This window comes from Riemerella anatipestifer ATCC 11845 = DSM 15868 (assembly GCF_000252855.1).
Classification (GTDB): Bacteria; Bacteroidota; Bacteroidia; order Flavobacteriales; family Weeksellaceae; genus Riemerella; species Riemerella anatipestifera.
Map to the genome: position 1 here is coordinate 903,078 of NC_017045.1, position 24,493 is coordinate 927,570.

Consider the following 24,493-nt stretch of genomic DNA (forward strand, 5'->3'; position numbering starts at 1 on the left):
ATGAATCACATTAAAAACATCGCAAAACTATTTTCTAAGCCATTTGTAGAAAGCCCTTTGTTAGAAACTTTCAATGGCGGAATGATACACCTTTCCTCTGGAGAATTGGTAGCTTGCGACCCACTCATAACCCCTGATAAAGAGCCTTTTAGTTTCATTTTTCCAAAAGGTGAATTCTCTGTTTTAATACATAAAGAACAGGCGAGTAACTGCATCGCCTATGCGGAGATTGCATTCTCCGAGGAAACCGTTTCTAAATGGGAACTTGCCGTATGCAACGGACAAAACATTAAAGATTTAAAAGAAGATGAAATCTTTGGATTCCCTGTAGAAACAGGAATGGGCTGCCTTATGGATAAAGACACTCAGAAATATCTTAATCAATTAGAGCTAGAATTATTCCAAAAGAAAGGCGATGATTTTATGGGTATTTATGAAGAATTTTTCCACGCTCATTTTTTTGATGAAAACGGAGCCATAGACCAATTTGCTTCTTTGATACCTAACGAGCATCATAAGAATAATATTATCGCTTTTGAAACAGGCTACGGAGAAGGTTTTTATGCCTCGTATATAGGTTTTAATGAAAACCATCAACCCGTGAAAATTATTTCAGAATTTATAGAAATACAAGTTGACTAAAAAATTACAATAAATATGAAACTTAGTAAAGAACAACCTAGAATCCTTGTAGTAGGAAGCTCATCTGTGGATTTGGTTTTAAAAACAGAACACTATCCTGAGCTGGGAGAAACAGTGATGGCTAACTCCTCCGAAAATTTCTTCGGTGGAAAAGGGGCTAATCAAGCCGTGGGAACTGCAAGACTAGGAGCTAGTGTTTACTTTGTAGGATGTGTAGGTATGGATCCTTATGGGCAACAAATATTAAGAAATCTTGTAGAAGAAAATGTAAATGTAGGATTTGTTGTAGAAAACCCTGATATAGAAACTGGTACGGCATATGTTACCACTTCTAAAGGTAAAAATGCCATTGTTGTAGTCCCATCAGCTAACTATGCCTTGAGTCCTAAACATCTAGAAAATCCCAAACACCTGTTTGAAACCGCTGATTTAGTTTTGGTTCAACTAGAAATCACGGATACGGTTATAGAAAAAGTATTAGAGCTTTGCAAAAAAAACGGCACTAAACTTGGCATATATGCGGCTCCCGCAAGACCACTTTCCAAAGAACTAATAGAATATGCTAGTTTTATAGTCGCCAAAAGCAACGATTTATCTACACTTTTTGGAGATGACCACAGAGATGCGGTTTTACAAAAATTGCCTAATAAACTTTTTGTAAGAGATGATACCAATTCTACCATATATTACAACGGTTCTGAAATGAAATATTTCCGTAACGACCCAGAAGAAGCGGCTTACAGAATGGGAATGGGTGATGCCTTTACTTCAGGATTTGCTGTTGCTCTATGTCACGGAAATCCCATCAACGAATGTGTAAAATTTGGCAACGATGTTTCACTAAAAGTATCTCAACATAGAGGTTCGCAAAAAGGATTGCCTTATTTAAAAGATTTTAATTTGGCTTAAAAACATTTATTGATGCCTTCTATTTTTGATATTAACACAGAAAAAGCTTTTAAAGAAGCCTGTATAGAAACCTTTTTGTACCAATATGAAAAGGTAGAAATTTATCAGAAATTCGTGGATTTTCTCAATATCAATCCTAAAAAAATAGAGCATATAGAAGATATTCCTTTTCTTCCAATAGAAATGTTTAAAAATCATACAGTGTTAGAAAAAGGATTAACACCTTCTTTATATTTCCAAAGTTCAGGCACTACCCAGATGAATTTATCTAAACATTGGATTGCGAATGAAGAGTTATATCAACATAGCATTTATAAAAGTTTTAAACAATTTATAGGCACTCCCGAAGATTTTGTTTTTTTAGGATTGCTACCCAATTATCTAGAACGCCAAAACTCATCTTTAGTTTATATGGTTGATTTTCTGATGAAAACCTCATCTAAAGAAGAAAACGGCTATTTTTTATACAACCATCAAGAGCTGTACAAACTTCTTAATGACTTACAACGACAAAACAAGAAGGTAATTCTCTTTGGAGTTTCGTTTGCCTTACTTGATTTTTTGGACACTCTAGCGGATAACAAATGGGAGCTTTCTTATCATCAACACCTTACCATAATAGAAACTGGTGGTATGAAAGGACGAAAAGAGGAAATGACTAAAGACGAACTGCTACACCTACTAAAAAAAGGATTTAAAACTCAGAGAATTTACTCGGAATACTCTATGACGGAACTTCTGTCTCAGGCCTACTCATTAGGAGATAATCTTTATCAAACACCACATTGGATGAGGATTTTAATTCGCAATACAGAAGACCCGCTGTCGTATGTTGAAAATGGGAGAACAGGAGCTATTAACATTATAGATTTAGCCAACCGCCATAGTTGTAGCTTTATTGCTACACAAGATTTAGGTAAAACAATGCATTTACAAGGTTCTGATTATTTTCAAGTTTTGGGGCGAATAGACCATTCCGACATTAGAGGTTGTAGCCTTTTGGTTTCTTAGGTTCAAACTTTGGCATTATTTTTGAAACTTTCCCAACCAATAAAATTAAACTCAATTATGAAAATCAAAAATGTTTTATTGCCTGTTGCGGCATTAGTATTATTCTCTTGTAACACAGATAAAAACAAAGTAACAGAAACTCCTGCTAATGATAGTATTTCTACGGTAGAAACTCCTGTAGCAGATTCTCTAACAACAGAAACAAATGAAGCTTTAGCGCTTCGAGTGAAAGACTATCTTAACAATAGTTTTTTAACAAAAGAAGATGCTAAAACCATTGCACCAGAAGACAAAAAGTTTAAGTTAGCTCAAGTAGATTTAAACAATGATGGCAAGAATGAAATTTTTGTACATCTAACCTCTTCTTCTTTTTGTGGTAGTGGTGGTTGTACCGTGTTGCTTTTACAAAATGATTTAAAGCCTATTACCACGTTTACTGTTACTACACCTCCATTCTGGGTACAGTCTAAAGAAGAAAATGGCTGGAAGGTATTATCTGTCCAAGATAGGGAAGGCTGGAAAACACTAACATTCAATAACGGAACTTATCCTAGCAATCCTTCGTTATTAGATGCTTCCAAAGAGCCTAATAAAGCTGAAGCAACCGAAGTATTAAGTGAAACCAATACAGAAGTTTATACTTTCTAATATCTAGATTTATTATAACAAAAAAGCTCCGTAAATTACGGAGCAATTTTTTTATTATGTATCTTATTAAATACTAACCAACCTTTTTTTCGTTCAAGAATCTTATAAATACAATCCCCAAGAAAAAGAAAACAACCATAGACAAAGCTGCATATCTCATATTATTAAAATGCTCTATAAGAGTCGCAAAAATAAATGTTCCTAAAATAATAGCTACCTTCTCTAAAACATCATAAAAACTGAAATAGGTTGTATTTTCCATACCATTTTCTGGCAATAGCTTAGAATATGTGGAACGAGACATTGCTTGTAAACCACCCATTACTAAGCCAATAATACCCGCTACTCCGTAGAATTTATATTCTGCATCAGGGCTATGCTTATCTATCATATACGCAGCTACACACGCTACAATCCATAAAAAAACGGCTATTGAAATCACATTTTTATTGCCTATTTTTTTAGATAATCTAGAAAACAATACAGCTCCCATAATCGCTTCAATCTGAATAACTAAAAGAACTAGAATAAGTTTTTCTTGAGGCAAGTTAATTTCGCTTTTTCCGAACAAAGTCGCCATTAGGAAAATCGTCTGCATTCCTACACTGTAAAAGAAAAAACTAGTAAGGAAAAACTTAAGATTAGGCGTTTTAAATAATTGTGTCCCAACTTTATGCAGTTCTCTAAAACTCTCTTTTACAATCTCTATATAGAATATGATATTACTTTTAAAAACCACCCAGAAACCACCTTGTTCTTTATGGCTTTTAAAAACATTCTTTAAATTTAGAAGTACCAAATCTTTAGGCAGTTGTTCTTTAACATTCCCAAACTTCGGCAAATGCTTAAATGTATAATATGAAAAACCAAACCACCACGCTCCTGTAAGTAAGAAACTTACACGTGTCATTATAAGAGCTTGTTTAGGTGTTTCAGCAAGAACTTGAATGAGTAGTAAGCATATAATCACTAATATTACAGAACCAATATAACCATATACATAACCTCTTGCAGAAAGTGCGTCTTGCTTATCTGGTGTGGCAATATCTGGCAGAAATGAGTTATAAAAAACTAAACTCCCCCAAAATCCTACACTAGCAGTAATGCTAAAAAGAAGTCCTAAGAATACCGTATGCATATTAACGAACATCGCTAAGCCCATACACGAAGTTGCTCCTAGATAGCAAAAAAACTGTAAAAAAGATTTTTTATTACCAATAGTATCCGCCAAAGAGGACAATATAGGCGATAAGAAAACCACGATAAGAAAGGAAATGGTAAGCGAATATCCATAAATAGCATCTGGGTGATAATTTTCCCCAAATATTTTAATACTATTTCTTACAGGTACTTTTACCCATTGTCCTGTTTCGTTGATATATTCATTTTTTTCGTAGGCTGTGGTAATAATACTATAATAAATCGGAAAAATAGTAGAAGTAATCACTAAAGAATATACAGAGTTAGCCCAGTCGTACACCGCCCAAGCCCTCATTACTTTAGGATTATTTTTAATATTTTTACTAGGGTGATTTTCCTTTATGTTTGACATACTATAACTAAATTTAATCTCGCAAAAATAACAAAACCATTAAGAACTTAGATATAAATCGTATGATTTATTCTTAATGGTTTTTTATAATTAATTTGAACAATAGCAAATACTAGCAATTCTCTATCACTAAGGCAGAAGCACCACCACCTCCGTTACAAATAGCAGCCGCTCCTATTTTACCATTATTCTGTTTAAGTACATTGATAAGTGTAACCAAAATTCTAGAACCCGAACTTCCTAGAGGGTGTCCTAATGCCACTGCTCCCCCATTTACATTAACCTTAGATTCGTCTAAACCAAGAATTTTATTATTTGCCAAACCTACCACAGAAAACGCTTCGTTGAATTCAAAAAAATCTACCTCCGACAGACTAACCTCTGCTTTATCTAAGGCTTTTGGTAAGGCTTTAGCTGGTGCTGTTGTAAACCATTCTGGCTCTTGTGCTGCATCTGCATAACCTATAATTTTAGCCAAAGGTTTTAATCCTAGTTCTTCCATTTTTTCTTTAGACATCAAAATAAGAGCAGAAGCACCATCATTAAGTGTAGAAGCGTTAGCCGCTGTTACAGTACCATTTTCTCTTTGGAATACTGTTGGTAAGGTAGGTATCCTATCAAAGTTCACATTTTTATATTCTTCGTCTTCGGTAAAAAGAATTGGTTCTCCCTTCCTTTGTGGAATTTCCACTGGTACTATTTCATCTGAGAACTTACCTTCTTTCCAAGCACTGGCTGCTCGTTGGTAAGATTGTACCGCAAATTTATCTTGAGCTTCCCTAGAAAAACCGTACTCCGAAGCACATTTCTCGGCACATACGCCCATATGCACTTTGTTATATACATCGGTAAGACCGTCTAAAACCATTCCGTCCTGCATTTTTACATCACCTAACTTTACGGCTTGTCTAGCATTATAATAGTGAGGCACCAAACTCATATTCTCCATACCTCCTGCTACGACCACATCAGCATCTCCTGCTTTTATCGCTTGTGTTGCCATCATCACGGCTTTCATACCAGAAGCACAAACTTTATTGATAGTAGTACACGGGGTTTCTTTAGAAAGCCCTGCTCCCAAAGCCGCTTGCCTAGCGGGTGCTTGTCCCTCTCCCGCTTGCAATACATTCCCCATATAAACTTCCTGAACTTCTTTAGGGTCTAGATTTATTTTAGCTAAAGCTCCCTTAATAGCTGTTGCTCCCAATTGTGGTGCTGGTACATTAGATAACGAACCTAAAAAACTTCCCATCGGTGTTCTTACTGCCGATACTATAAATACTTCTTTCATTTTATTTCATATTAAAATTTACTTTGCCAAAGTACGAAAAAAAATATAGCCCTAAAAGTAAATACCATTAAAATTAGTATTTTGAATGTTTGAATAGAGGTATATAAGGTTCTATAACAAATATTATTGTATTAATTTTTTGGTTACAAACTATACATTCGCATATATTGAACGCTGCTACATCTCATTATTATCCATGATATATTGTCCTAGTTGACCTAAAAATTACACAATGAAAAAAATTCAGTTACCTACAAAAACCTTTGAATACACACCACACTCTAGAAATTCTTATTTTTTTTAGATAAAAAAAACCTCCTAACGATAGTTTAGGAGGCTATTGGGTTAAAATAATTTCAAAATAATTCCTTTTATAAAGGCTTCACCAAATCCAAAAACCAATCTTTAACAGCTCCTTCTAAATAAGAGCCTAGCTTTTCTTCGCAAGTTTTATGATAGGTATTCAACCAATTTTTCTCTTCCTCGGTAAGTAGTTCTACATTGATAACTTCTCTAAAAAACGGACAAAGTGTGAGAGTTTCAAATCCGTAGAATACGCCATAAGGCGTTGTCTCCAACTCTTTTACCGCTACTAAATTTTCGTGTCTAATACCATACTCGTTTTCTACATAAAAACCTGGCTCGTTAGAACAAACCATACCAGGAAGTAGCTCTTGTGGGTTCATATCCTTTCTAATATTCTGAGGTCCTTCGTGTACATTCATAAAGCTCCCCACACCATGCCCCGTCCCGTGAGCATAATCTTTACCTTTTTGCCAAAGTGGCAACCTCGCAATAGTATCTAAATGGAAACCTCTAGTTCCTTTCGGAAACTTGGCTATACTCAAATCTATCATTCCCTTGAGTGCCAAAGTACAATCATCTATAAAAGATTGAGATACCGCTCCTAACGCTAATGTTCTCGTAATATCAGTAGTACCTTCTAAATATTGCCCTCCAGAATCAATTAAAATACTTCCTTCATTGGTAACTTCTTTACTTCCTTCTGCTTTTGCAGAGTAATGCACTATCGCTCCATTACCCTTATAGCCTATAATACTTCCAAAACTTTCGCCCACAAAATTTTCTCCTTCGGCACGAAACGCTCTTAACTTCTTCCCTATGGAATATTCCGTCATAGGTTCTTTACCTACATTATGTTTCAGCCAGTATAGAAATTTAACCATCGCCACTCCATCTCTCACCATTACCGTTCTAAAACCTTCTAATTCCGTACTGTTTTTAACCGCTTTCATTAGATTAGCAGGTACATGAGCTACAACAAAACTATTTCCTTCCAAAGCATTATATATGGCTTGATTAGCATTAGGAGACACCAATATTTTCTCGTTTTTTAATTGCGATAAATAATCAAAGAAAGATTCGTAAGGCATTAGTTTCACCCCTGAAACTTCCATTTGTTCTTTAGCTTCGTCATTAAGTTTTTCCAAATCAACAAAAAGAACCGCTTCCGCTTCGCCAATCACTAAATAGCTTAAAAAAACAGGATTACAATCCACATCGCTACCTCGCAAATTAAGCGTCCAAGCCACATCGTCTAAACTAGACATAATATGCACAGAAGCCTCCTTTTCTTTCATTTTTTGTCTAATGGCAGCCACCTTATCCTGCACAGATTGCCCTGCCCATTTTAAAGGGTGAACAAAGACTTCGTTTTTTGAAGGCACCCCTCTATCCGTCCATATTTCCTCTAATAAAGGCTGATTGACCAAAGAAATATGCTGCTGTTCTAATTTATTTTCTAAATCCACCCAATTCGCATGAGCCGTAGCCAAAGCATTCACTGCCACTTTTCCATTCTGTGGAATTTGCGATGCTATCCAATCTATATAGTTTGGAGTACCTTCCACTCCTTCTTTCATTAGTTCTATCCCAGACCCCGCCAACTCTTGCGGAGCTTGTACGAAGTAACGCCCATCAGTCCAAAGCGCCGCTTTAGATTTAGTAACCACCACAAAACCTGCCGAACCTGTAAACCCTGTAAGCCAAACTCTCTCTTGCCATTCTTCGGGCAGATACTCACTCATATGTGGGTCTGCCGAGTACACCACGAATGCATCTATATTATATTCTTCCATTTTAGAGCGTAACGCTCCTAATTTTTCTGTAACTGTCATAACACTTCTGAAATTTTGAGGTAAAGTTAAGAAAATCTTTTCTTAAATAAAGATTAAGACCTCTTCCATTTGAGATAACAAATACTACTAGTAAAAAAAAGAAAACTACCAATAAAATAATGACACCTACCTAGAAGACACCCACCACTACCAACAAAACAAAGAAAACTACCAATAAAATAACGACACCTACCTAGAAGATACCCACCACTACCGACAAAACAAAGAAAACTACCAATAGAATAACAACACCTACCTAGAAGACACCCACCACTACTAACAAAACAAAGAAAACTACCAATAAAATAACGACACCTACCTAGAAGACAATCAACATTTCTTAATTATTTTTAACTAAACTTTGGTTATTTAGAGTAGCATTACTTCCAAAATAGAATCAAAATTGGTAGTTTATTTTAATTATAGTAACTTTGTGGAAAATCGTTTTCAACATAAAAAATATATTACAATGTCAAAAGCTATTTCGCAAGTACCATTTGCAACCAACGAGCCCGTAAGAGCTTACGCTCCAGGGTCTGACGAAGTAAACTCTCTAATTGCCACTTATAAGAAAATGTGGGCAGAGAAAGTGGAAGTCCCAATGATTATCAACGGAAAAGAGGTGAAAACAGACCATAAGGTAGAAATGTTTTCTCCACAAGACCACCAGCATAGTTTAGGTTTCTACTACCAGGGAGATATGAAAACCGTAGATGAGGCTATAGAAACCGCTCTTGCTGCTAAAGAAAAGTGGAACGCACTAGGTTGGGAGCAAAGAGCCTCTATTTTCTTAAAGGCTGCAGACCTCATCGCTGGTCCTTACAGAGATAAACTGAATGCGGCTACAATGATTGCCCAGTCTAAAAATGTACATCAGGCAGAAATAGACTCTGCGTGTGAATTTATAGACTTTTTAAGATTTAATGTAGAGTTTATGACAGAACTTTACTCCGAACAACCTGTTTCTGATAATGGGATTTGGAACCGTTCAGAGTACCGTCCGTTAGAAGGGTTCTGCTTTGCCGTAACGCCATTCAACTTTACTGCTATTTCTGGTAACCTACCTACTTGTATGGCAATGCTAGGAAATGTAGTAGTATGGAAACCTTCGGACAAACAAATCTACTCTGCAAAAGTAATTATGGAGGTACTAAAAGAGGCTGGTTTACCAGACGGTGTTATCAATATGATTTTCACTGACGGAAAAGAAACAGCAGAAAAAGTATTAGCACACCCTGATTTTGCAGGTCTCCACTTCACAGGTTCTACTAAAGTATTCCAAGGTATGTGGAAACTGATTGGAGACAATATCCACAACTATAAATCTTACCCAAGAATTGTTGGAGAAACAGGAGGTAAAGATTTCGTAATTGCTCACCCATCTGCTAATGTAGAAGCCGTAGCCACTGCCCTAGTAAGAGGTGCTTTTGAATATCAAGGACAAAAATGTTCGGCAGCCTCTCGTGCTTACATTCCTAAATCTATCTGGAATGATGTAAAAGCGGTAATGGAAGCTCAACTTAGCACTGTAAAGGTAGGTTCTCCAGAAGACCCATCTAACTTTGTAAACGCCGTAATAGACAAAAACTCATTTGAAAAATGCAAAGGCTACATTGAAAGAGCAAACCAAGCTAATGATGCTGAGGTTGTCTTAGGTGGTAAAACTGATGACAGCAAAGGTTGGTTTGTTCACCCAACTGTAATTCTTACTACCAACCCTAAATATGAAAGTATGGTAGAAGAAATCTTCGGACCTATCCTTACCGTTTATGTTTACGAAGATGCAGATTGGGCTGAAACTCTTAAATTAGTAGATAGCACTTCTCCTTATTCATTAACGGGAGCTATCTTCTCACAATGTCGTTATGCGATAGACGAGGCTTATAAAGCATTAGAAAACGCTGCTGGTAACTTCTATATCAACGACAAGCCTACAGGAGCCGTAGTGGGACAACAGCCATTCGGTGGTGGTAGAGCTTCAGGAACTAACGATAAAGCTGGTTCTAAAATGAATCTACTCCGTTGGGTTTCTGCAAGAAGTGTTAAAGAAACTTTTGTTTCTCCTAAAGATTACAAATATCCTTATTTGGGATAATATACCTTAACACATAAGCCTAAAACAAAAGCTGCTCTCTATGGGGCAGCTTTTATTATTTTATTTCTTCAATCTGAATTTAATGTAAGTAATTGTTTTACCTTTTGATGAAAACAATTCTTCATAATAAGTTCTTATGTCTCTCAATAGTGGTGTTTCAGGGTCGTATTCTGGAGCTCCGTAAATATCGTGATGAGCTGATATTATCTCGTGCCCTAGACCTTGCAACAAACCTAAAGTATAACCGTGTAGAAACTCAGAATCTGTTTTTAAATGAATCACGCCATCTTTTTTGAGTATTTTATGGTATCTGTCCAAAAATTCAGGATTAGTGAGCCTATGTTTAGTTCTACGATATTTTATTTGAGGGTCTGGAAAGGTAATCCAAATTTCGTCTATTTCATCTGTAGTGAAAAAGCGGTCAATAAGTTCAATCTGGGTTCTTAAAAAAACAACATTATCTAACCCTTTAGCCAAAGCTGCCTTAGCACCAAACCAAAACCTCGCTCCTTTAATATCTACCCCTATAAAATTTTTATTTGGAAATGCTTCTGCCAAGCCTACACTATACTCACCCTTCCCACAGCCTAACTCCAACACTATAGGATTATCATTTTTAAAAACTTTTTCTCGCCACTGTCCTGCCAAAGGATAACCTTCTAAAGCCTCCTCTCTTGTTGGCTGAAATACATTCTTAAGTATTTTATTCTCGGCAAAGCGTCCTAATTTATTTTTTCCCACAACTTATTTTTTAACGAATACAAAAATACAATTTTAAAGTCTATTTAACGACTTCCATTATGGTGGTATTTTTCATTCTCTTTTGGAATATTGGCAAGTATTTTTCAAAATAGACTTTAACTCCTTCGTACTTATTGTTTTGTACTAAAGCAAAAACACTCTCCTCCGAAGAATATACAAATTGTAGAAAATCATCTATCATATGTTTAGGAATTTTCATAGAAACAAAATAATCGTCCCCATAATAATTTCTGATAGCCGCCGTAGTTTTCATCATTTTTTCGTAGGCATATAAGCGGCGTTTTCTTTTTCTATCTCCCGAAATCACATCATAAATAGCATCTACACTAATAACCACCCCACCCCCTAAACCACCTCCTACAAATGCAATAGGTGGAGCCTCTGGTGGTGTTCCGTCTCCTTTAGATTCTGGAAGTCCTATGATTTGCTTGAGAGCCAACGGTGACTTTTTATCATCTAGTGCTATAACATCGTTTTTCAGAATACCACTAGGCTTAAATTTAGACAATTTAACTTCAGGAATTACATTATACGCCATTTTCAGCTCCACAATATTATTGTAGGTTACTAGATGTTTTTCGGTAATAGTGATATCTGTTCTATCCGTAGTAATAGAGGTAAACCTAATGACATCGCCTTTGGAAGCCGCTATTTTAAAAGCACCTTTGTAATCACACAGTACTGTCTTTCTAGTTTCCAAGTTGGTAACATAGATTGGAGTTAAATAAACCTCCGAGTGGTCTTCCACAAGAACTTCTCCCACAAAAAATTGAGACTTGACACACACGCTCACCAACAAGAGTAAAAATAATAAACTTCGATACATCAACTAAAATAATATCGGCAAAATTAAGCGTTACCCTCTAAAGCACGAGTTAATTTTTTACTAAAAATGAAAGCTAAACTTCTAAATTCTTGTTAATTTCCACCTTTAAAATTTGTGTTAATAGTTCAGATTTGTTAATAATCATAAAATGACCTCCATTATTCACTTTTATTGGGCTATCAATATTTCTATAAGGTAGGATTCGGTCTTTTGTTCCGTGAATATGTATCGTATTATCCCCTACTTGAACATTCCTCCAATGTAAAATTTCTCTAATCGCCCATTTTAAAAATTTAGGATTTGTATCTTTTATAATTTCAGAAAGCAAAATCTTATCAGAATTATTCTCTACACCAAAAACCCAATATAGCAATACATTTGGATACCTCAAGAACCTTTCAGAAATTAACCTATCAATTTTAAGTTTCCCAAACCATCTATATAATTTTGGAATTTCAAACTTTGTTTTTGCCGATGCAATCAAAATAACTTTTTCTATTGCAATATGTTTAGCCACTTCTGTTGCTACAATTCCGCCGAATGAAAGTCCAATCAAAACTGGTTTTTCTGTAATAATTTTCTCTGAAATCCTAAATGCATAATCTTCAAGGCTTTCTCTATCCTTTGGTTCAATCCAATCTATAAACTCATAATCGTAATTTGAAAAATCAATTTTTTCAAACGCTCTTTTATCCGCTCCAAGCCCACTAAAAATATAAATTTTACTCATAATTTATGTTTTGTAAATTTAAGAGCACCCTCTCCTTTAGCCTTTACATTACAATCGCTTCCTCAACTCCACACGATTGACTTTGCCATTTGGAGTTCTAGGAATTTCATCTAAAAAAACAATCTCTTTTGGTGCGTGGTAGGGCTTATCATACGCTATCTCGCCAAGTAATTTTTGAGTTTCTTGTGATGCTTTTCCTTCTATTACCAATACTAATTTTTCGCCTAAAATAGCATCAGAAACACTAGTAAATACCAACTCATTCGGGATTATTTTCTTTAATTTATCCTCTAATTGCTCTGGGATTATCTTCACTCCACCAGAGTTGATAACATTATCCACTCTACCCAAAAAGCTAAAAACTCCTCCCTCTTTTAATTCTACCAAATCATTAGTAGTGAGCTTTTCCGAAGTAAGAAGAGGCGCCTCAATACAGAGGCAACCTCGTTCATCTTGAGTTAAAAATATATTTTGCAAAGGTTTAAAATCGAGTTCCTCATTTGGCGTTATCTGTTTTAACGCAATGTGAGAAAGCGTTTCGCTCATTCCGTAAGTTTCATAGATGTGAGATGTAACACCTTTTAGCTTTGCTTTAAGAGACTCCGAAACAGCCGCACCACCAATGATTAGTTTTTTAATTAAATCTACCCTTCCCAAAGAATACTCCACTTGGAGTGGCGTCATCGCACAGAAATCAACTTCTTCGTCTAAATCTTCTAAAGGATTGATGGAAGGCGTTTTTATCAACAACTTCAAACCACGTTCCATAGCCCTTACCAACATCATTTTGCCTGATATGTATTCCACAGGTAAACAGAGTAATGCCTTATTTGACCTATTCAAACCTAAAAAATCACAGGTCATATTCGCAGATGCCTTCATTCTTTCCTTTTCTACCTCAAATACTTTAGGCACACCCGTAGAACCTGATGTTTTTACCGAAACGCAAGGCTTCTCCGAATACCAATCTTCTAAAAAATTCAGAACTTGATATTCAAAATCGGTATTAGATTGAAGCTGTTTTAAATCTACCTCTTTAGAAAAGTCAATCAACATCATAGGAGTACTTATAATTTACCTCAAAAATAAACTATAAATATCAAATGCTAAAATCCCCTCTAGAATTAAAGATTAAAATTGATGTAAACGGAATGTCTCGCGTTTATCCTAACGGAATTAATGGCTATTTCGGAACGCAAAGGCAATTGGCTTTCCAAGCCTATATTAAACTTACGAAAAGAAAACTCCGCTCCCAATTTACTCAACACCAGATAACCGCCCGTGTGAGGCACTTTTTCTCCCACCTGTACATTTTGGAAATACTTTTCCGTAGAAATTCCCAATCTAGGAGACAGTCTAAAACTATCAAAATCTTTGATATAATACCCTGTAACAGAAGTATTCCATTGGTCTCCAAAGCGATAATAATACTTATTTTGATTTTTAAAAATATAATCGGTGGAAAGTGCTACAGCCCATTGTCCTTTCATATAAGTATAATTAACAATGGCAGAATAGTCCCAACTCCCCGTTCCTCTCTGAAAACTCGGATTATAGGAGTTAGCCGTTTTCTCATCAAATTTAGCTAATGGTACTTTAACCCCAACTCCAAAATTAAGCCTATGCGAATCTTGTTTATCCAAATTAAGTTTATAAATAATAGATGCCGACGCATCTCCCACACCACTTAATTCTTGTTTGGTATCTGCTGTATATCTGCTATGAAAATGAAATGGCAAATTGGCATAAACATCTACATTTTTATGGAGTGGAATACGCCCCCAGATTTGTACCGTGTTGTAATGTTCTGGAACGGAAAAATGAGCGTCTAAAATATTACTTTTAGATTCATACGATTGGTAAAGATATTTAATCCCAATAAACTGAGGATTGAGTATGCTTTCAAAACCAGAAGCGGCATTACCTACCGCACAACCACACGCATCGCAATCTTCCTCTAACCACCTTAGAGATTGGATAGGAAAATTTGTTGGTTTAACACTAATACTATCTTTAGCCTGTAAAATCAATAGACTAAATAAATTAAAAATTAAAATTATCTGTTTCATCATCTATTCTGAAAATGCTGGGTTAGTAATAAATTGAGTATCACTTAAAGTTTTTAAAAATGAAATAAGGTCATATTTTTCTTGCTCTGTTAAAGGAATTCCTACTCTACCTTTAACCTTTCTAAATTCAGGGTCTAAGTTAGGATTATCTATAACTCCCGAATCGTAAAAATCAAGCAATGCCTTTAAGGTATAAAATCTACCATCGTGAGTATAAGGAGCGGTATATTCCACATTTCTAAGGCTAGGAACTCTAAACTTCAAAAAATCAGAATCTTTACCTGTTACTCTTTTTCTACCTTCATCTTTTAATATCGGATTATAAGGCAGCCCTGTATTTCTGTAGCTTTGGTCTGTAAACAAATCCGTGGAATGACATGCCGTACATTTTTGCTTAAAAATAGTATAACCTCTCGCCTCCTCCTCTGTAAATTTTTCTCCTTCATTCCTTACCACTTTATCGTACTTACTGTTAGCCGAAATCATTATAGACATAAACTGTGTGAGAGATTTCAAAATTCTTTCAGCCGTAACTTTGTCATCGCCATACACAATGGTAAAAAGTCTTTTATAATCTTTATCGTCTTTAATCTTTTGTGTAATATTTTCTATGGTTTCGTCCATTTCTTCGTGTGCCGAAATAGGAATAATGGGTTGCATCTCTAAATCGGTTACAGAACCGTCCCACATATATTTATCCAAAAAAATCATATTTTGAATTGGCAAAGCGTTCCTAAAACCCTCTCTACCTTCTACTCCGTGGCTTACCGTATGCCCATGATGTGTAAAGGCATCTTCTTGAATATGGCAAAAAGCACACGCTACAGCATTATCTTTGGCTAATCTTCCGTCATAAAATAGCTTTTTCCCTAACTGAACGCCATATTCCGTAGGTTTATTAGCCTGTAAATTGTACTTCACTTCTGGAAAATTAGATGGTATTCCAAATGCGTAAGGTTGGTCTATAGGATACTGAACTTCCGCCTCATCGCTCCGACAAGAAAGCACAGAAACAAGAACCACCAGCCCTGTGATAATATAGCTTTTCATTTTTCCGTAATTTATTTAAACCCTACCCAAAGACTTAACTTCAGGTAGAGTTTATAATTAAAAATAATTTATTGGAAATAGTAGCCTAGTTATTATGAACATGGTCCACACTAAACATAAGCGAAAGATTTTCCGCTGTTTCCTTTACCACAGACTTACTAGGGTGCATCGCCTGTGCATTATCATCTGATAAAACCACTTTATTCTTACCACTTAAGAATTGGTTAATATCCGCCATAATGTGTATTTGAGGAGCAATTACTTTTCTTACCTTAGCCACTTGTGGCAAGTCTAATGTGATAACTTTATAAACATCAGGAGTTTTGCTCTGCTGCGGATTCCCTATGTTACCTATATGTATTTTGAAGTTTTTGTCTAAAGCGTCAGAATAAGTTCCTTCAAAATTCACAAATTTATAGCCACTTGCCCAGCTCCAGTTCATACCATTCGTCTTAGCTTTATCCCAAAACAAAGCCTGTTTTTCTTGCCCTAAAACAAATGCGTCAGGAGAAATACCTAGCCCAAACTTAACTTGCTTATAATCTCCAGCTGGAATTTCCTCTAACACAAAATTATGTGTTATAGCTTCCTCCGACTGGTCCACGATATAAGCCCCTTTGTCTGGATTTTGGTAATGATATTTAACCTCTCCACCATCGGATTTTACTAGAATAACATCACTCACTATATATTTTAAAGTACTAAACTTATGTTTCTGAGATGATGACGAAGTATAAACTCCAGAAAGCTCATACATTGCCTGTCCGTTAAAGAAGTTTTCAAATTTTAATGTTACAGAATTTTTATCATTAGCGTCTATTGTTGGTTCTTCATCTCTGTTACAAGATACTACCAAACTTAAAATAATTGCGACATAAGCAAATACGATATATTTTTTCATAATTTTTCTATTTAGTTAAATTGATTAGATAGAACACCTGCATAAAAAGTATTCATAATTAGTTCCGAATAGATGACAATTATTATCATATCCGAAACAATACATACCACCAATCCTTTATCAAAACAAAGGAAACAATGATAGCATAAAAATAAAATGATTAAACAGCTAACGAAATAGGAGGACGAAACGATTGGTCAAAAACATCTCTTAGAACAAAGAAGTCTTTGGATATAATCTTGCGTTCAGAATTTTCGTAGAAAACCTCATCAAAGGTAGGCAACCCATTATCCAAAAGTACAAAAACAACCGTTTCATATAAAGATAGACCTACCAAAACGTCGTCTTGTTGGTTGTCTTTCAGTTCTTTTTCTAAGTAACATTTACCATGACAGCTCATCTGAGGCTTATCTTTGTTAATACAATAATTTGCCTCTATAAAGCTTTGGTTTAGCTTAAAATGAACCACAACTATACTCTGCTGGAGAGAAACCAGCATTATAATCGCTAACATTATATAAGCTAAAACCTTTTTCACGAGTACAAAACTAATATTTTTTATAATACCAATTGCCAATATGGATAAAAATCATAGTACAGTTATTTTCCTTATTTTTGCCGTTCGTTAAATTGTTAATCATTTAAAAATTAGACATTGTGCTTTCAGTTCAGAGTTTAGGATTGCATCATTCGGGGAATTACCTGTTCCGTGATGTTAATTTCACTATAAAAAAAGAAGATAAAATAGGTTTAGTTGGGAAGAATGGAGCTGGCAAATCTACACTCCTCAAAATGCTTTCGGGCGAAATAAGTTTCTACGAAGGCGAAGTAATCCCAGAAGGTAACATCAGCATAGGTTTCTTAAAGCAAGATTTAGATTTTGTAAAAGGTAGAACCGTTTGGGACGAAACGATGCAAGCCTTTGAACAAATCAACGCGATGAAAGCAGAGCTAGACGATGTTAATCACCAACTAGCCACTAGAACCGACTACGAAAACGATGCCTACCATCAGCTCATTCATCGTATGACGGAGCTTAACGACTTGCTTCATCATCACGATGCTTACAACCTAGAGGGCGATATGGAAAAAATACTTTTGGGACTAGGTTTTAAAGCGGACGACTTCCAAAAGATAACCGATGAGTTTTCTGGCGGCTGGCGTATGAGGATAGAACTCGCCAAACTACTCCTCCAAAAGAATGACCTTATGCTACTGGACGAGCCTACCAACCACTTAGATATGGAGTCCATCATTTGGTTAGAAAACTTCCTAAAAGATTACCCTGGGGCTATTGTACTGGTGAGCCACGACAAGCAATTTATGACTTCGGTATGCAACCGAACTTTTGACATCAATAATAAAAAGGTAGATGACTACAAAGCCAACTATACCAAATACCTAGAGCTCCGCAAGGAACGAAGAGAGAAACTAGAACAAGCTAAAAAGAACCAAGATGCCGAAATCAAGCAAATGGAAGACAACATCAACCGATTTCGTGCTAGTGCTACCAAAGCCTCTTTCGCTCAATCCTTGATTAAAAAATTAGAAAAAATAGAACGCATAGAAATAGATAACGAAGATGTTTCTAAGTTCAACATCAGATTTGTACAGAGTATCGTTCCTGGGAAAGTAATCTTTGAAGCTGAAAATTTAGGAAAAGCCTACGGCACAAAACAGGTTTTTGATGGTGTGGACTTTTTCGTTCAAAGAGGCGAAAAAATAGCCTTACTCGGACAAAACGGTCAAGGTAAAACCACCCTTGCCAAAATACTCGCAGGAGAGATTAAAGATTATTCGGGAAGTTGGAATTTAGGACACAATGTAAACATCGGCTACTTTGCCCAAAATCAAGAGGAGGTACTTACTCCAAACAAAACCGTACTAGAAGAAGCCGAAGAAGCCGCCACCGAAGAAACCAGACCTAGAGTAAGAGACCTTTTAGGAAGTTTTCTCTTCCAAGGCGATGCCGTAAACAAGAAAACTAAAGTACTTTCTGGAGGCGAAAGAAATAGATTAGCATTATGTAAGTTGTTGTTGCGTCCGTTCAATACTTTGATTATGGACGAACCTACCAACCACCTAGACATACAGTCCAAGGAAATTATAAAACTCGCTTTACAGAATTTTGAAGGTACACTTATCGTTATTTCTCACGACAGAGAGTTCTTGCAAGGGCTTTGCGATAAGATTTTTGAGTTTAGAGATGGTAAGATGAAGGAGTTTTTAGGTAACATAGATGAATACCTAGAATACCGACAAAAGGAAAGCATTAGAGAAATATCCGTAGAGAAATCTAAACTAGAGGAAAAAGCCAAAACACCTCCTCCAAAAGCGGAGCCTGTAGTGGTGGAGAAACCTCAGTTTATTTCTAGAGAGCAAAAGAATCTACAAAACAAAATAAAGAAGCTAGAGGAGAAAATAGCCGACTACGAAACTGAAATAGCAACTCTAGAGGATATATTTGCAAAGACTAATCCTACGGAACAGGAACTAGAAAAATACCAAACCTTACAAAAGGAACTAGAAGCTATTATGTCTGAATGGGAAAGCCTATCGGAGCAATTAGACGCTTATTAATAAATAACATTCCCTTTTTCACAGCAAGAGCCTCCTTCATTAAAAAATAAAACCTCTATCCCTAATACATAAAAAAACAAATAGCCGTATCTTAATAGATACAGCTATTTGTTTTTGGTATAAAAGATACTACATATAATTCTCTATAGGTGCACAAGTACACACTAAGTTTCTGTCTCCATAAGCCTCATCTACTCTAGATACAGATGCAAAGAATTTATGCTCTCGTACCCAATCTAAAGGATAAGCCGCCTTCTCTCTAGAGTAAGGTTTATCCCAAGAGTCAGAAAGTACCACTTGCTCTGTGTGTGGTGCATTTTTAAGCACATTATTTTGAGCATCAGCTTGTCCGTTAGCTATTTCTTCTATCTCTTTCTTAATAGAAATAAGAGCTTCTGCAAAACGGTCTAGTTCAGCCTTACTTTCAGATTCGGTTGGCTCTATCATTAGCGTACCTGCCACAGGGAAACTCACTGTAGGTGCATGGAAACCGTAGTCCATCAATCGTTTAGCAACATCGGCTACCTCTATACCTAGTGTCTTAAACTGGCGGAAGTCCACAATACACTCGTGTGCCACTCTGCCCTGAGCATTAGTATAAAGAATAGGGAAATGTTCCTTTAGAACATCTTTTAGATAATTGGCATTAAGTATGGCATGTTCCGTAGCCTTTTTAAGACCTTGAGCTCCTAACATCTTGATATAAGCATAAGAGATATTAAGCACTAATGACGACCCATAAGGTGCAGAAGAAATTGCCTGAATTGCCTGTGAACCACCTACCCCGATATTAGGATTAGACGGTAAAAACGGAACTAAATGCTCTGCCACACAGATAGGTCCTACCCCTGGACCACCTCCACCGTGAGGGATTGCAAATGTTTTATGAAGGTTAAGGTGGCACACATCTGCCCCAATAAGCCCTGGACTTGTAAAGCCTACTTGAGCGTTCATATTTGCACCGTCCATATAAACTTGTCCGCCGTATTGGTGTACTAAACTGGTAATTTGTCTGATATTAGCGTCAAAGAAACCGTAAGTAGAAGGATAGGTAATCATTACCGCAGAAAGGTTTTCGCCGTGTTCTTCTGCTTTGGCTTTAAAGTCTTCAAAATCTATTTCTCCGCTTTCTAGATTTTTCACTACAACCACTTTCATACCCGCCATTACTGCCGATGCTGGGTTAGTACCGTGAGCAGACTGAGGAATTAACACGATATTTCTATGCCCCTCTCCTCTAGATTTATGATATTCACGAATGACCATAAGCCCCGCATACTCGCCTTGAGCTCCAGAGTTAGGCTGTAAAGAAGTTCCTGCAAAACCTGTAATTTCTGCTAAATCTTTTTCTAATTCTTTAATCAATAACTGATAACCACCTGCTTGTTCTGTAGGTACAAATGGATGAACACTACCCCACTCTGCCCAAGATAATGGCAACATTTCAGTAGCAGCATTCAGTTTCATTGTACAAGACCCTAGCGAAATCATAGAGTGAGTTAGAGATAAATCCTTTCTCTCTAATCTCTTGATATAACGCATCAGCTCTGTTTCCGTATGGTACTTATTAAAGACTTCATCTTTCAATATTTCGTCTGTTCTTAATAAGTCTTTAGGTAAAGTACATTCTTCTTTTATATTGATTTTGAAACTTTGCTTCGCTTTAAAATTCGCAAAAGCATCTAATAATTTTTGTAACTTATCTTCAGTACAAGCCTCATTGAGTGCTATACTTACGATACCTTCGGTAAAGTAATTCAGGTTGATACTCTGCCCTCTCATTAGCATCATTAAGTTGAGTTTTTCTTCCTCTGACAATGCTATTTTAACAGTATCAAAACTTGCTTCTTCTACCACTTGATAACCTAATATTTTTAAAGACTCCGCAAGTGCATTCGCTTTATAGTGAATTTGGTCTGCAATAAACTCTAGACCTTTAGGTCCGTGATACACACAGTACATTCCTGCCATTACCGCCAAAAGAACCTGTGCTGTACAGATGTTAGAAGTCGCTTTTTCTCTTTTGATATGTTGTTCTCTAGTCTGTAACGCCATTCTTAACGCTCTCTTACCGTACATATCTTGAGAAACCCCTATAATTCTACCAGGTATATCTCTCTTGTAAGATTCTTGACAAGCAAAAAATGCTGCGTGTGGACCACCATATCCCATAGGAATACCAAATCTCTGTGTAGTACCTACCGCACAATCCGCCCCCATAGAGGCAGGAGATTTCAGCTTAACCAATGCCATTGGGTCACAAGCCACCGCTACTTGTAGATTGTTTTCTTTATATTTGGCAATAGACTCTGTATAGTCTAATACCACTCCGTTTTTACCTGGATACTGAAGTAGCACACCAAAAAAGCCTTCGTTTAGATTTTCTTTCTCGTGGCAACCTACTACGATTTCTATCCCTAGTCCATCTGCTTTAGTTTGAAGTACAGCTATCGTCTGTGGCAACACCAACTCTGACACAAAAAAACGATTAGCTTCTGCTTTTTTCTGCTCTCTAGTTCGGTTTTCAAAGAACATATGCATAGCCTCTGCCGCTGCTGTACCTTCATCTAATAAAGAGGCATTAGATAAAGGAAAGCCCGTTAATGAAGACACCACTGTTTGGAAGTTAAGTAGTGCTTCTAGCCTACCTTGTGCTATCTCTGCCTGATATGGAGTATAAGCCGTGTACCAACTAGGATTTTCTAAAATATTTCTCTGAATTACCGACGGTAATATTACATTGTGATAACCAAACCCAATGTAATTATCAAAAAGATAATTTTTAGAAGCTAACTCCTTAGAATGAGAAAGCATTTCGTACTCCGATAGGGGTTCTGAAATGCTTAAATCTTTATCCGCTCTAATATCTGCTGGTATGGTTTGAGAAATGAGCTCCTCTATTGAAGATACTCCTATCTTAGAAAGCATCGCCTGTGTGTCTTGCTCGTTAAGACTAATGTGACGATTAACAAAGGCTTGTGTATTCATAAATTTTCTATTGTTTTTTTATTAGATTACAGAGCGTAAATTTATTACTTTTTGGTTTTCTATACAAAGATTTTGTGTGCTTATGTACCAATATTTTGTATTTGCACCGTGCTAATAGCCCCTATAGAAGCGGATACCCCACAGCGAATAGGCGCGGAGCGAAGCGGAGCCTCTGAGCGAGGAGTATGAGCGGATAGCGGGAAATAGCTCCTAAATAAAATCTGATAAATATCAGCTAATTGATGAGTTTATTTTTATTTGTATTTAATCTAAATTATATTATATTTGCAACATGAATACAGCAGTAATTCCTTTTAAAGTACCTGTGCTTACGCCTGCGTTTTCGGCTGAACAAGAGATGTTTTGCAGCAAAAAGAAATGTTGTAAAAAGTTTAAAAAGGGTAAAAGGTGCAAAAAATGCCCTGGCAGATTGAAAATGGCTTAACGAAAAAGCCAAAATAAAAGTAGTATCACCAACAATAGAGCTAGAATATACGGAAGTTTACTAGGTCGGTTAGCAATATTAGATTGTTGTTTTGTATTGGTAAAATGAGTTTCAAAGAGAGGTGTTTCTACCTCTTGTATTTCTTTTATAGTAATGCCTTTGGCAACGGTTTTTTGCAATAGTGTATTGGTAGCGTTCAGTAAAATTTTACACTCTCCGTTGGCATCAAATTGTGTGATTTTCACCCTTTTTTCTCCATAATTTTTTACTAGACCAAAAGGGATTATTTTTATTACATCGGCGTTTTGTGTCTGCCAATTTAAAATAATTTCTTCTCCTTTTTTTACTCGGAGTTTATTTGCATGGAAAGTCTTGATATAAGGTGGCTGGTCGGATTTGATGTTTTGTTGTATTTGTGCTAGTTTTTGGTCATATAAGCTTCTACTACTTGAGTTGATAAGCACCTCGTAAGCCTCTTGAACCTCTCTAAAACGCTCCACAAAAAATGAATCGTTTTCGTTTTTATCAGGGTGATATTTAAGTGATAACTTTCGGTAAGCCTTCTTAATGTCTTCCGATGTAGCCTCTTCCGAAATCCCTAAAAAGTAATAGTAATTCTTCACTTTAAACCAATTCCAAAATTTGTTTTAGTTCTAAAATATGAGTGCCTGTTTTGTATCTTTCCACCGATTTTACCATTGCTTTACTTAAATCTTCCACTGATATAGGTTGATATTTTTTCAGTAATCCTATTTTATTAAAAGTATTTAATATAAGTAGTGAAATACGCTCTCCCAATCTCTTGGTATTAGGGCGTATAAGTAAACTTGGTCTTAAAATAATAAGGTTAGGGAAATTAAGTTCTGCAATTGCCTCCTCTAGTTTACCCTTCATTTTAGAATAGAAAATTGGCGACTTTTTATCTGCTCCCATAGAAGAAATTAAAACCAATGTAGAAATACCGCTTTCTTTGGCTATTTTAGCAAATGTGTATTGATAATCATAATCCACACGCCATTGAGCGTCCTGACTTCCAGCGTCTTTAAGCGTAGTTCCTAAACAAGAAAATGCAACATCTCCGCTAATAATAGCCGAACTTTGTTCTAAATGATTAAAATCTACTTTACAAATTTCCACTTTTGGCAACAATGAAATACCCTCTCTCCTAGATAACGCCACCACCGACTGATACGATAAATCGTTAGAAAGTGTATTTAATAGAGCCTTACCTGTAGCTCCCGTCCCACCAATAACTACTGCTTTTTTCATCTCATTAAAATACAAAAAGGGAGAACACAGACTCTCCCTTCAAAAAAATTATTTTAAGCTCGCTAAAGCGGCTTCATAGTTAGGTTCATTAGTAATTTCAGATACTTGTTCTGTATAAATCACTTTATCATTTTCATCAGTGATGACAACCGCTCTACTCAACAATCCTTTAAGCGGTGAATCTAATAAAGTAACACCAAATTCTTCTCCAAAATCACTTCTAAAATCAGATAGTGTTTCTACATTATTTAAACCTTCTGCAGCACAAAAACGCCCTAATGCAAATGGTAAATCTCTAGAGATATTTATCACTATCGTATTATCTAACTTAGATGCTTCTTCATTAAATTTTCTCGCTGAAGCGGCACATACTCCCGTGTCTATACTTGGAAAAATGTTAAGTACTTTTCTTTTTCCTGAGAAGTCATTTTTAGTTTTTTCGCTTAGATCTGAAGCTACTAGATTAAAGTCTTTTATTGTTTCTCCTAGTTTAGGAAGTTCTCCTACACTACTAATTTCATTACCTTTTAAAGTTAGTTTTGCCATTTTTAAATGTTTTAATATTTATCAAAAATAAATATAAATTT

The 24,493-nt window shown here is 36.0% G+C and carries 21 protein-coding genes; 6 read left to right on the forward strand and 15 right to left on the reverse strand.

What is annotated here, in order from left to right; all coding sequences use genetic code 11:
• The 4 genes from RA0C_RS04410 to RA0C_RS04425 are packed head-to-tail and all read left to right on the forward strand — an operon-like array spanning position 1 to position 3,210.
• Positions 1-642 carry a DUF4241 domain-containing protein gene (locus tag RA0C_RS04410; protein WP_004918409.1) on the forward strand — a complete coding sequence of 214 codons (642 nt, stop codon included), beginning with the start codon at positions 1-3 and terminating at the stop codon, positions 640-642.
• 15 nt (positions 643-657) lie between these two features.
• A complete protein-coding gene (locus tag RA0C_RS04415) occupies positions 658-1,551 on the forward strand; it encodes a ribokinase (RefSeq protein ID WP_004918407.1) in 894 nt (297 codons plus the stop codon).
• Positions 1,552-1,563: 12 nt separating this feature from the next.
• The gene (locus RA0C_RS04420) at positions 1,564-2,562 is read left to right on the forward strand and encodes a LuxE/PaaK family acyltransferase (RefSeq protein WP_004918404.1); all 999 of its coding nucleotides are present in this window, start codon (positions 1,564-1,566) and stop codon (positions 2,560-2,562) included.
• Between the two features lie 57 nt (positions 2,563-2,619).
• Entirely contained in the window at positions 2,620-3,210 is a 591-nt protein-coding gene (locus tag RA0C_RS04425; protein ID WP_004918401.1) for a hypothetical protein, read from the forward strand.
• A gap of 73 nt (positions 3,211-3,283) precedes the next feature.
• Here RA0C_RS04425 and RA0C_RS04430 read toward each other — a convergent pair whose 3' ends face one another.
• From RA0C_RS04430 to RA0C_RS04440, 3 genes are all read right to left on the reverse strand, one after another.
• Complete coding sequence (locus tag RA0C_RS04430; protein ID WP_004918398.1) at positions 3,284-4,762, reverse strand: MFS transporter; 1,479 nt, start codon at positions 4,760-4,762, stop codon at positions 3,284-3,286.
• A gap of 112 nt (positions 4,763-4,874) precedes the next feature.
• Complete coding sequence (locus RA0C_RS04435; RefSeq protein ID WP_004918397.1) at positions 4,875-6,053, reverse strand: acetyl-CoA C-acyltransferase; 1,179 nt, start codon at positions 6,051-6,053, stop codon at positions 4,875-4,877.
• A 371-nt stretch (positions 6,054-6,424) separates the two neighbouring features.
• On the reverse strand, positions 6,425-8,191 hold the full coding sequence (locus tag RA0C_RS04440; RefSeq protein ID WP_004918394.1) for an aminopeptidase P family protein: 1,767 nt from the start codon (positions 8,189-8,191) through the stop codon (positions 6,425-6,427).
• 469 nt (positions 8,192-8,660) lie between these two features.
• Between RA0C_RS04440 and pruA the strand changes: the two genes are divergently transcribed.
• Positions 8,661-10,286 (forward strand): L-glutamate gamma-semialdehyde dehydrogenase, encoded by a 1,626-nt coding sequence (gene pruA, locus RA0C_RS04445; RefSeq protein WP_004918392.1) that lies wholly within the window; start codon positions 8,661-8,663, stop codon positions 10,284-10,286.
• Between the two features lie 60 nt (positions 10,287-10,346).
• On the opposite strand, the gene trmB is transcribed toward pruA, so the two are convergent.
• The 8 genes from trmB to RA0C_RS04485 all read right to left on the reverse strand — a co-directional run bounded on the left by trmB (position 10,347) and on the right by RA0C_RS04485 (position 17,138).
• Complete coding sequence (trmB, locus tag RA0C_RS04450; RefSeq protein ID WP_004918390.1) at positions 10,347-11,027, reverse strand: tRNA (guanosine(46)-N7)-methyltransferase TrmB; 681 nt, start codon at positions 11,025-11,027, stop codon at positions 10,347-10,349.
• Positions 11,028-11,067: 40 nt separating this feature from the next.
• Positions 11,068-11,811, reverse strand: coding sequence for a hypothetical protein (locus RA0C_RS04455; RefSeq protein WP_004918388.1), 744 nt, complete (start codon positions 11,809-11,811; stop codon positions 11,068-11,070).
• A gap of 136 nt (positions 11,812-11,947) precedes the next feature.
• Entirely contained in the window at positions 11,948-12,604 is a 657-nt protein-coding gene (locus tag RA0C_RS04460; protein WP_004918386.1) for an alpha/beta hydrolase, read from the reverse strand.
• Between the two features lie 48 nt (positions 12,605-12,652).
• Entirely contained in the window at positions 12,653-13,663 is a 1,011-nt protein-coding gene (locus tag RA0C_RS04465; RefSeq protein WP_014411257.1) for an AMP-binding protein, read from the reverse strand.
• A 65-nt stretch (positions 13,664-13,728) separates the two neighbouring features.
• Positions 13,729-14,676, reverse strand: a complete 948-nt coding sequence (locus RA0C_RS04470) for a transporter family protein (RefSeq protein ID WP_004918382.1) — start codon at positions 14,674-14,676, stop codon at positions 13,729-13,731.
• Complete coding sequence (locus RA0C_RS04475; protein ID WP_004918381.1) at positions 14,677-15,723, reverse strand: cytochrome-c peroxidase; 1,047 nt, start codon at positions 15,721-15,723, stop codon at positions 14,677-14,679. It lies immediately after the preceding gene.
• An 85-nt stretch (positions 15,724-15,808) separates the two neighbouring features.
• Positions 15,809-16,624, reverse strand: a complete 816-nt coding sequence (locus RA0C_RS04480; RefSeq protein WP_004918379.1) for an MbnP family protein — start codon at positions 16,622-16,624, stop codon at positions 15,809-15,811.
• 160 nt (positions 16,625-16,784) lie between these two features.
• A complete protein-coding gene (locus RA0C_RS04485) occupies positions 16,785-17,138 on the reverse strand; it encodes a hypothetical protein (protein ID WP_004918377.1) in 354 nt (117 codons plus the stop codon).
• A gap of 143 nt (positions 17,139-17,281) precedes the next feature.
• On the opposite strand from RA0C_RS04485, the gene RA0C_RS04490 reads away from it, so the two are divergent.
• Complete coding sequence (locus RA0C_RS04490) at positions 17,282-19,204, forward strand: ABC-F family ATP-binding cassette domain-containing protein (RefSeq protein WP_004918375.1); 1,923 nt, start codon at positions 17,282-17,284, stop codon at positions 19,202-19,204.
• A 129-nt stretch (positions 19,205-19,333) separates the two neighbouring features.
• Here RA0C_RS04490 and gcvP read toward each other — a convergent pair whose 3' ends face one another.
• The 4 genes from gcvP to tpx form a co-directional block, all read right to left on the reverse strand.
• Complete coding sequence (gene gcvP, locus RA0C_RS04495) at positions 19,334-22,192, reverse strand: aminomethyl-transferring glycine dehydrogenase (RefSeq protein WP_004918373.1); 2,859 nt, start codon at positions 22,190-22,192, stop codon at positions 19,334-19,336.
• A gap of 441 nt (positions 22,193-22,633) precedes the next feature.
• The gene (locus RA0C_RS04500; protein ID WP_004918370.1) at positions 22,634-23,260 is read right to left on the reverse strand and encodes a J domain-containing protein; all 627 of its coding nucleotides are present in this window, start codon (positions 23,258-23,260) and stop codon (positions 22,634-22,636) included.
• A 1-nt stretch (position 23,261) separates the two neighbouring features.
• Positions 23,262-23,906: an NAD(P)H-binding protein gene (locus RA0C_RS04505; protein ID WP_004918368.1), complete on the reverse strand. Its 645-nt coding sequence runs from the start codon at positions 23,904-23,906 to the stop codon at positions 23,262-23,264.
• 48 nt (positions 23,907-23,954) lie between these two features.
• A complete protein-coding gene (gene tpx, locus RA0C_RS04510; protein WP_004918366.1) occupies positions 23,955-24,452 on the reverse strand; it encodes a thiol peroxidase in 498 nt (165 codons plus the stop codon).
• Positions 24,453-24,493: the final 41 nt, after the last annotated feature.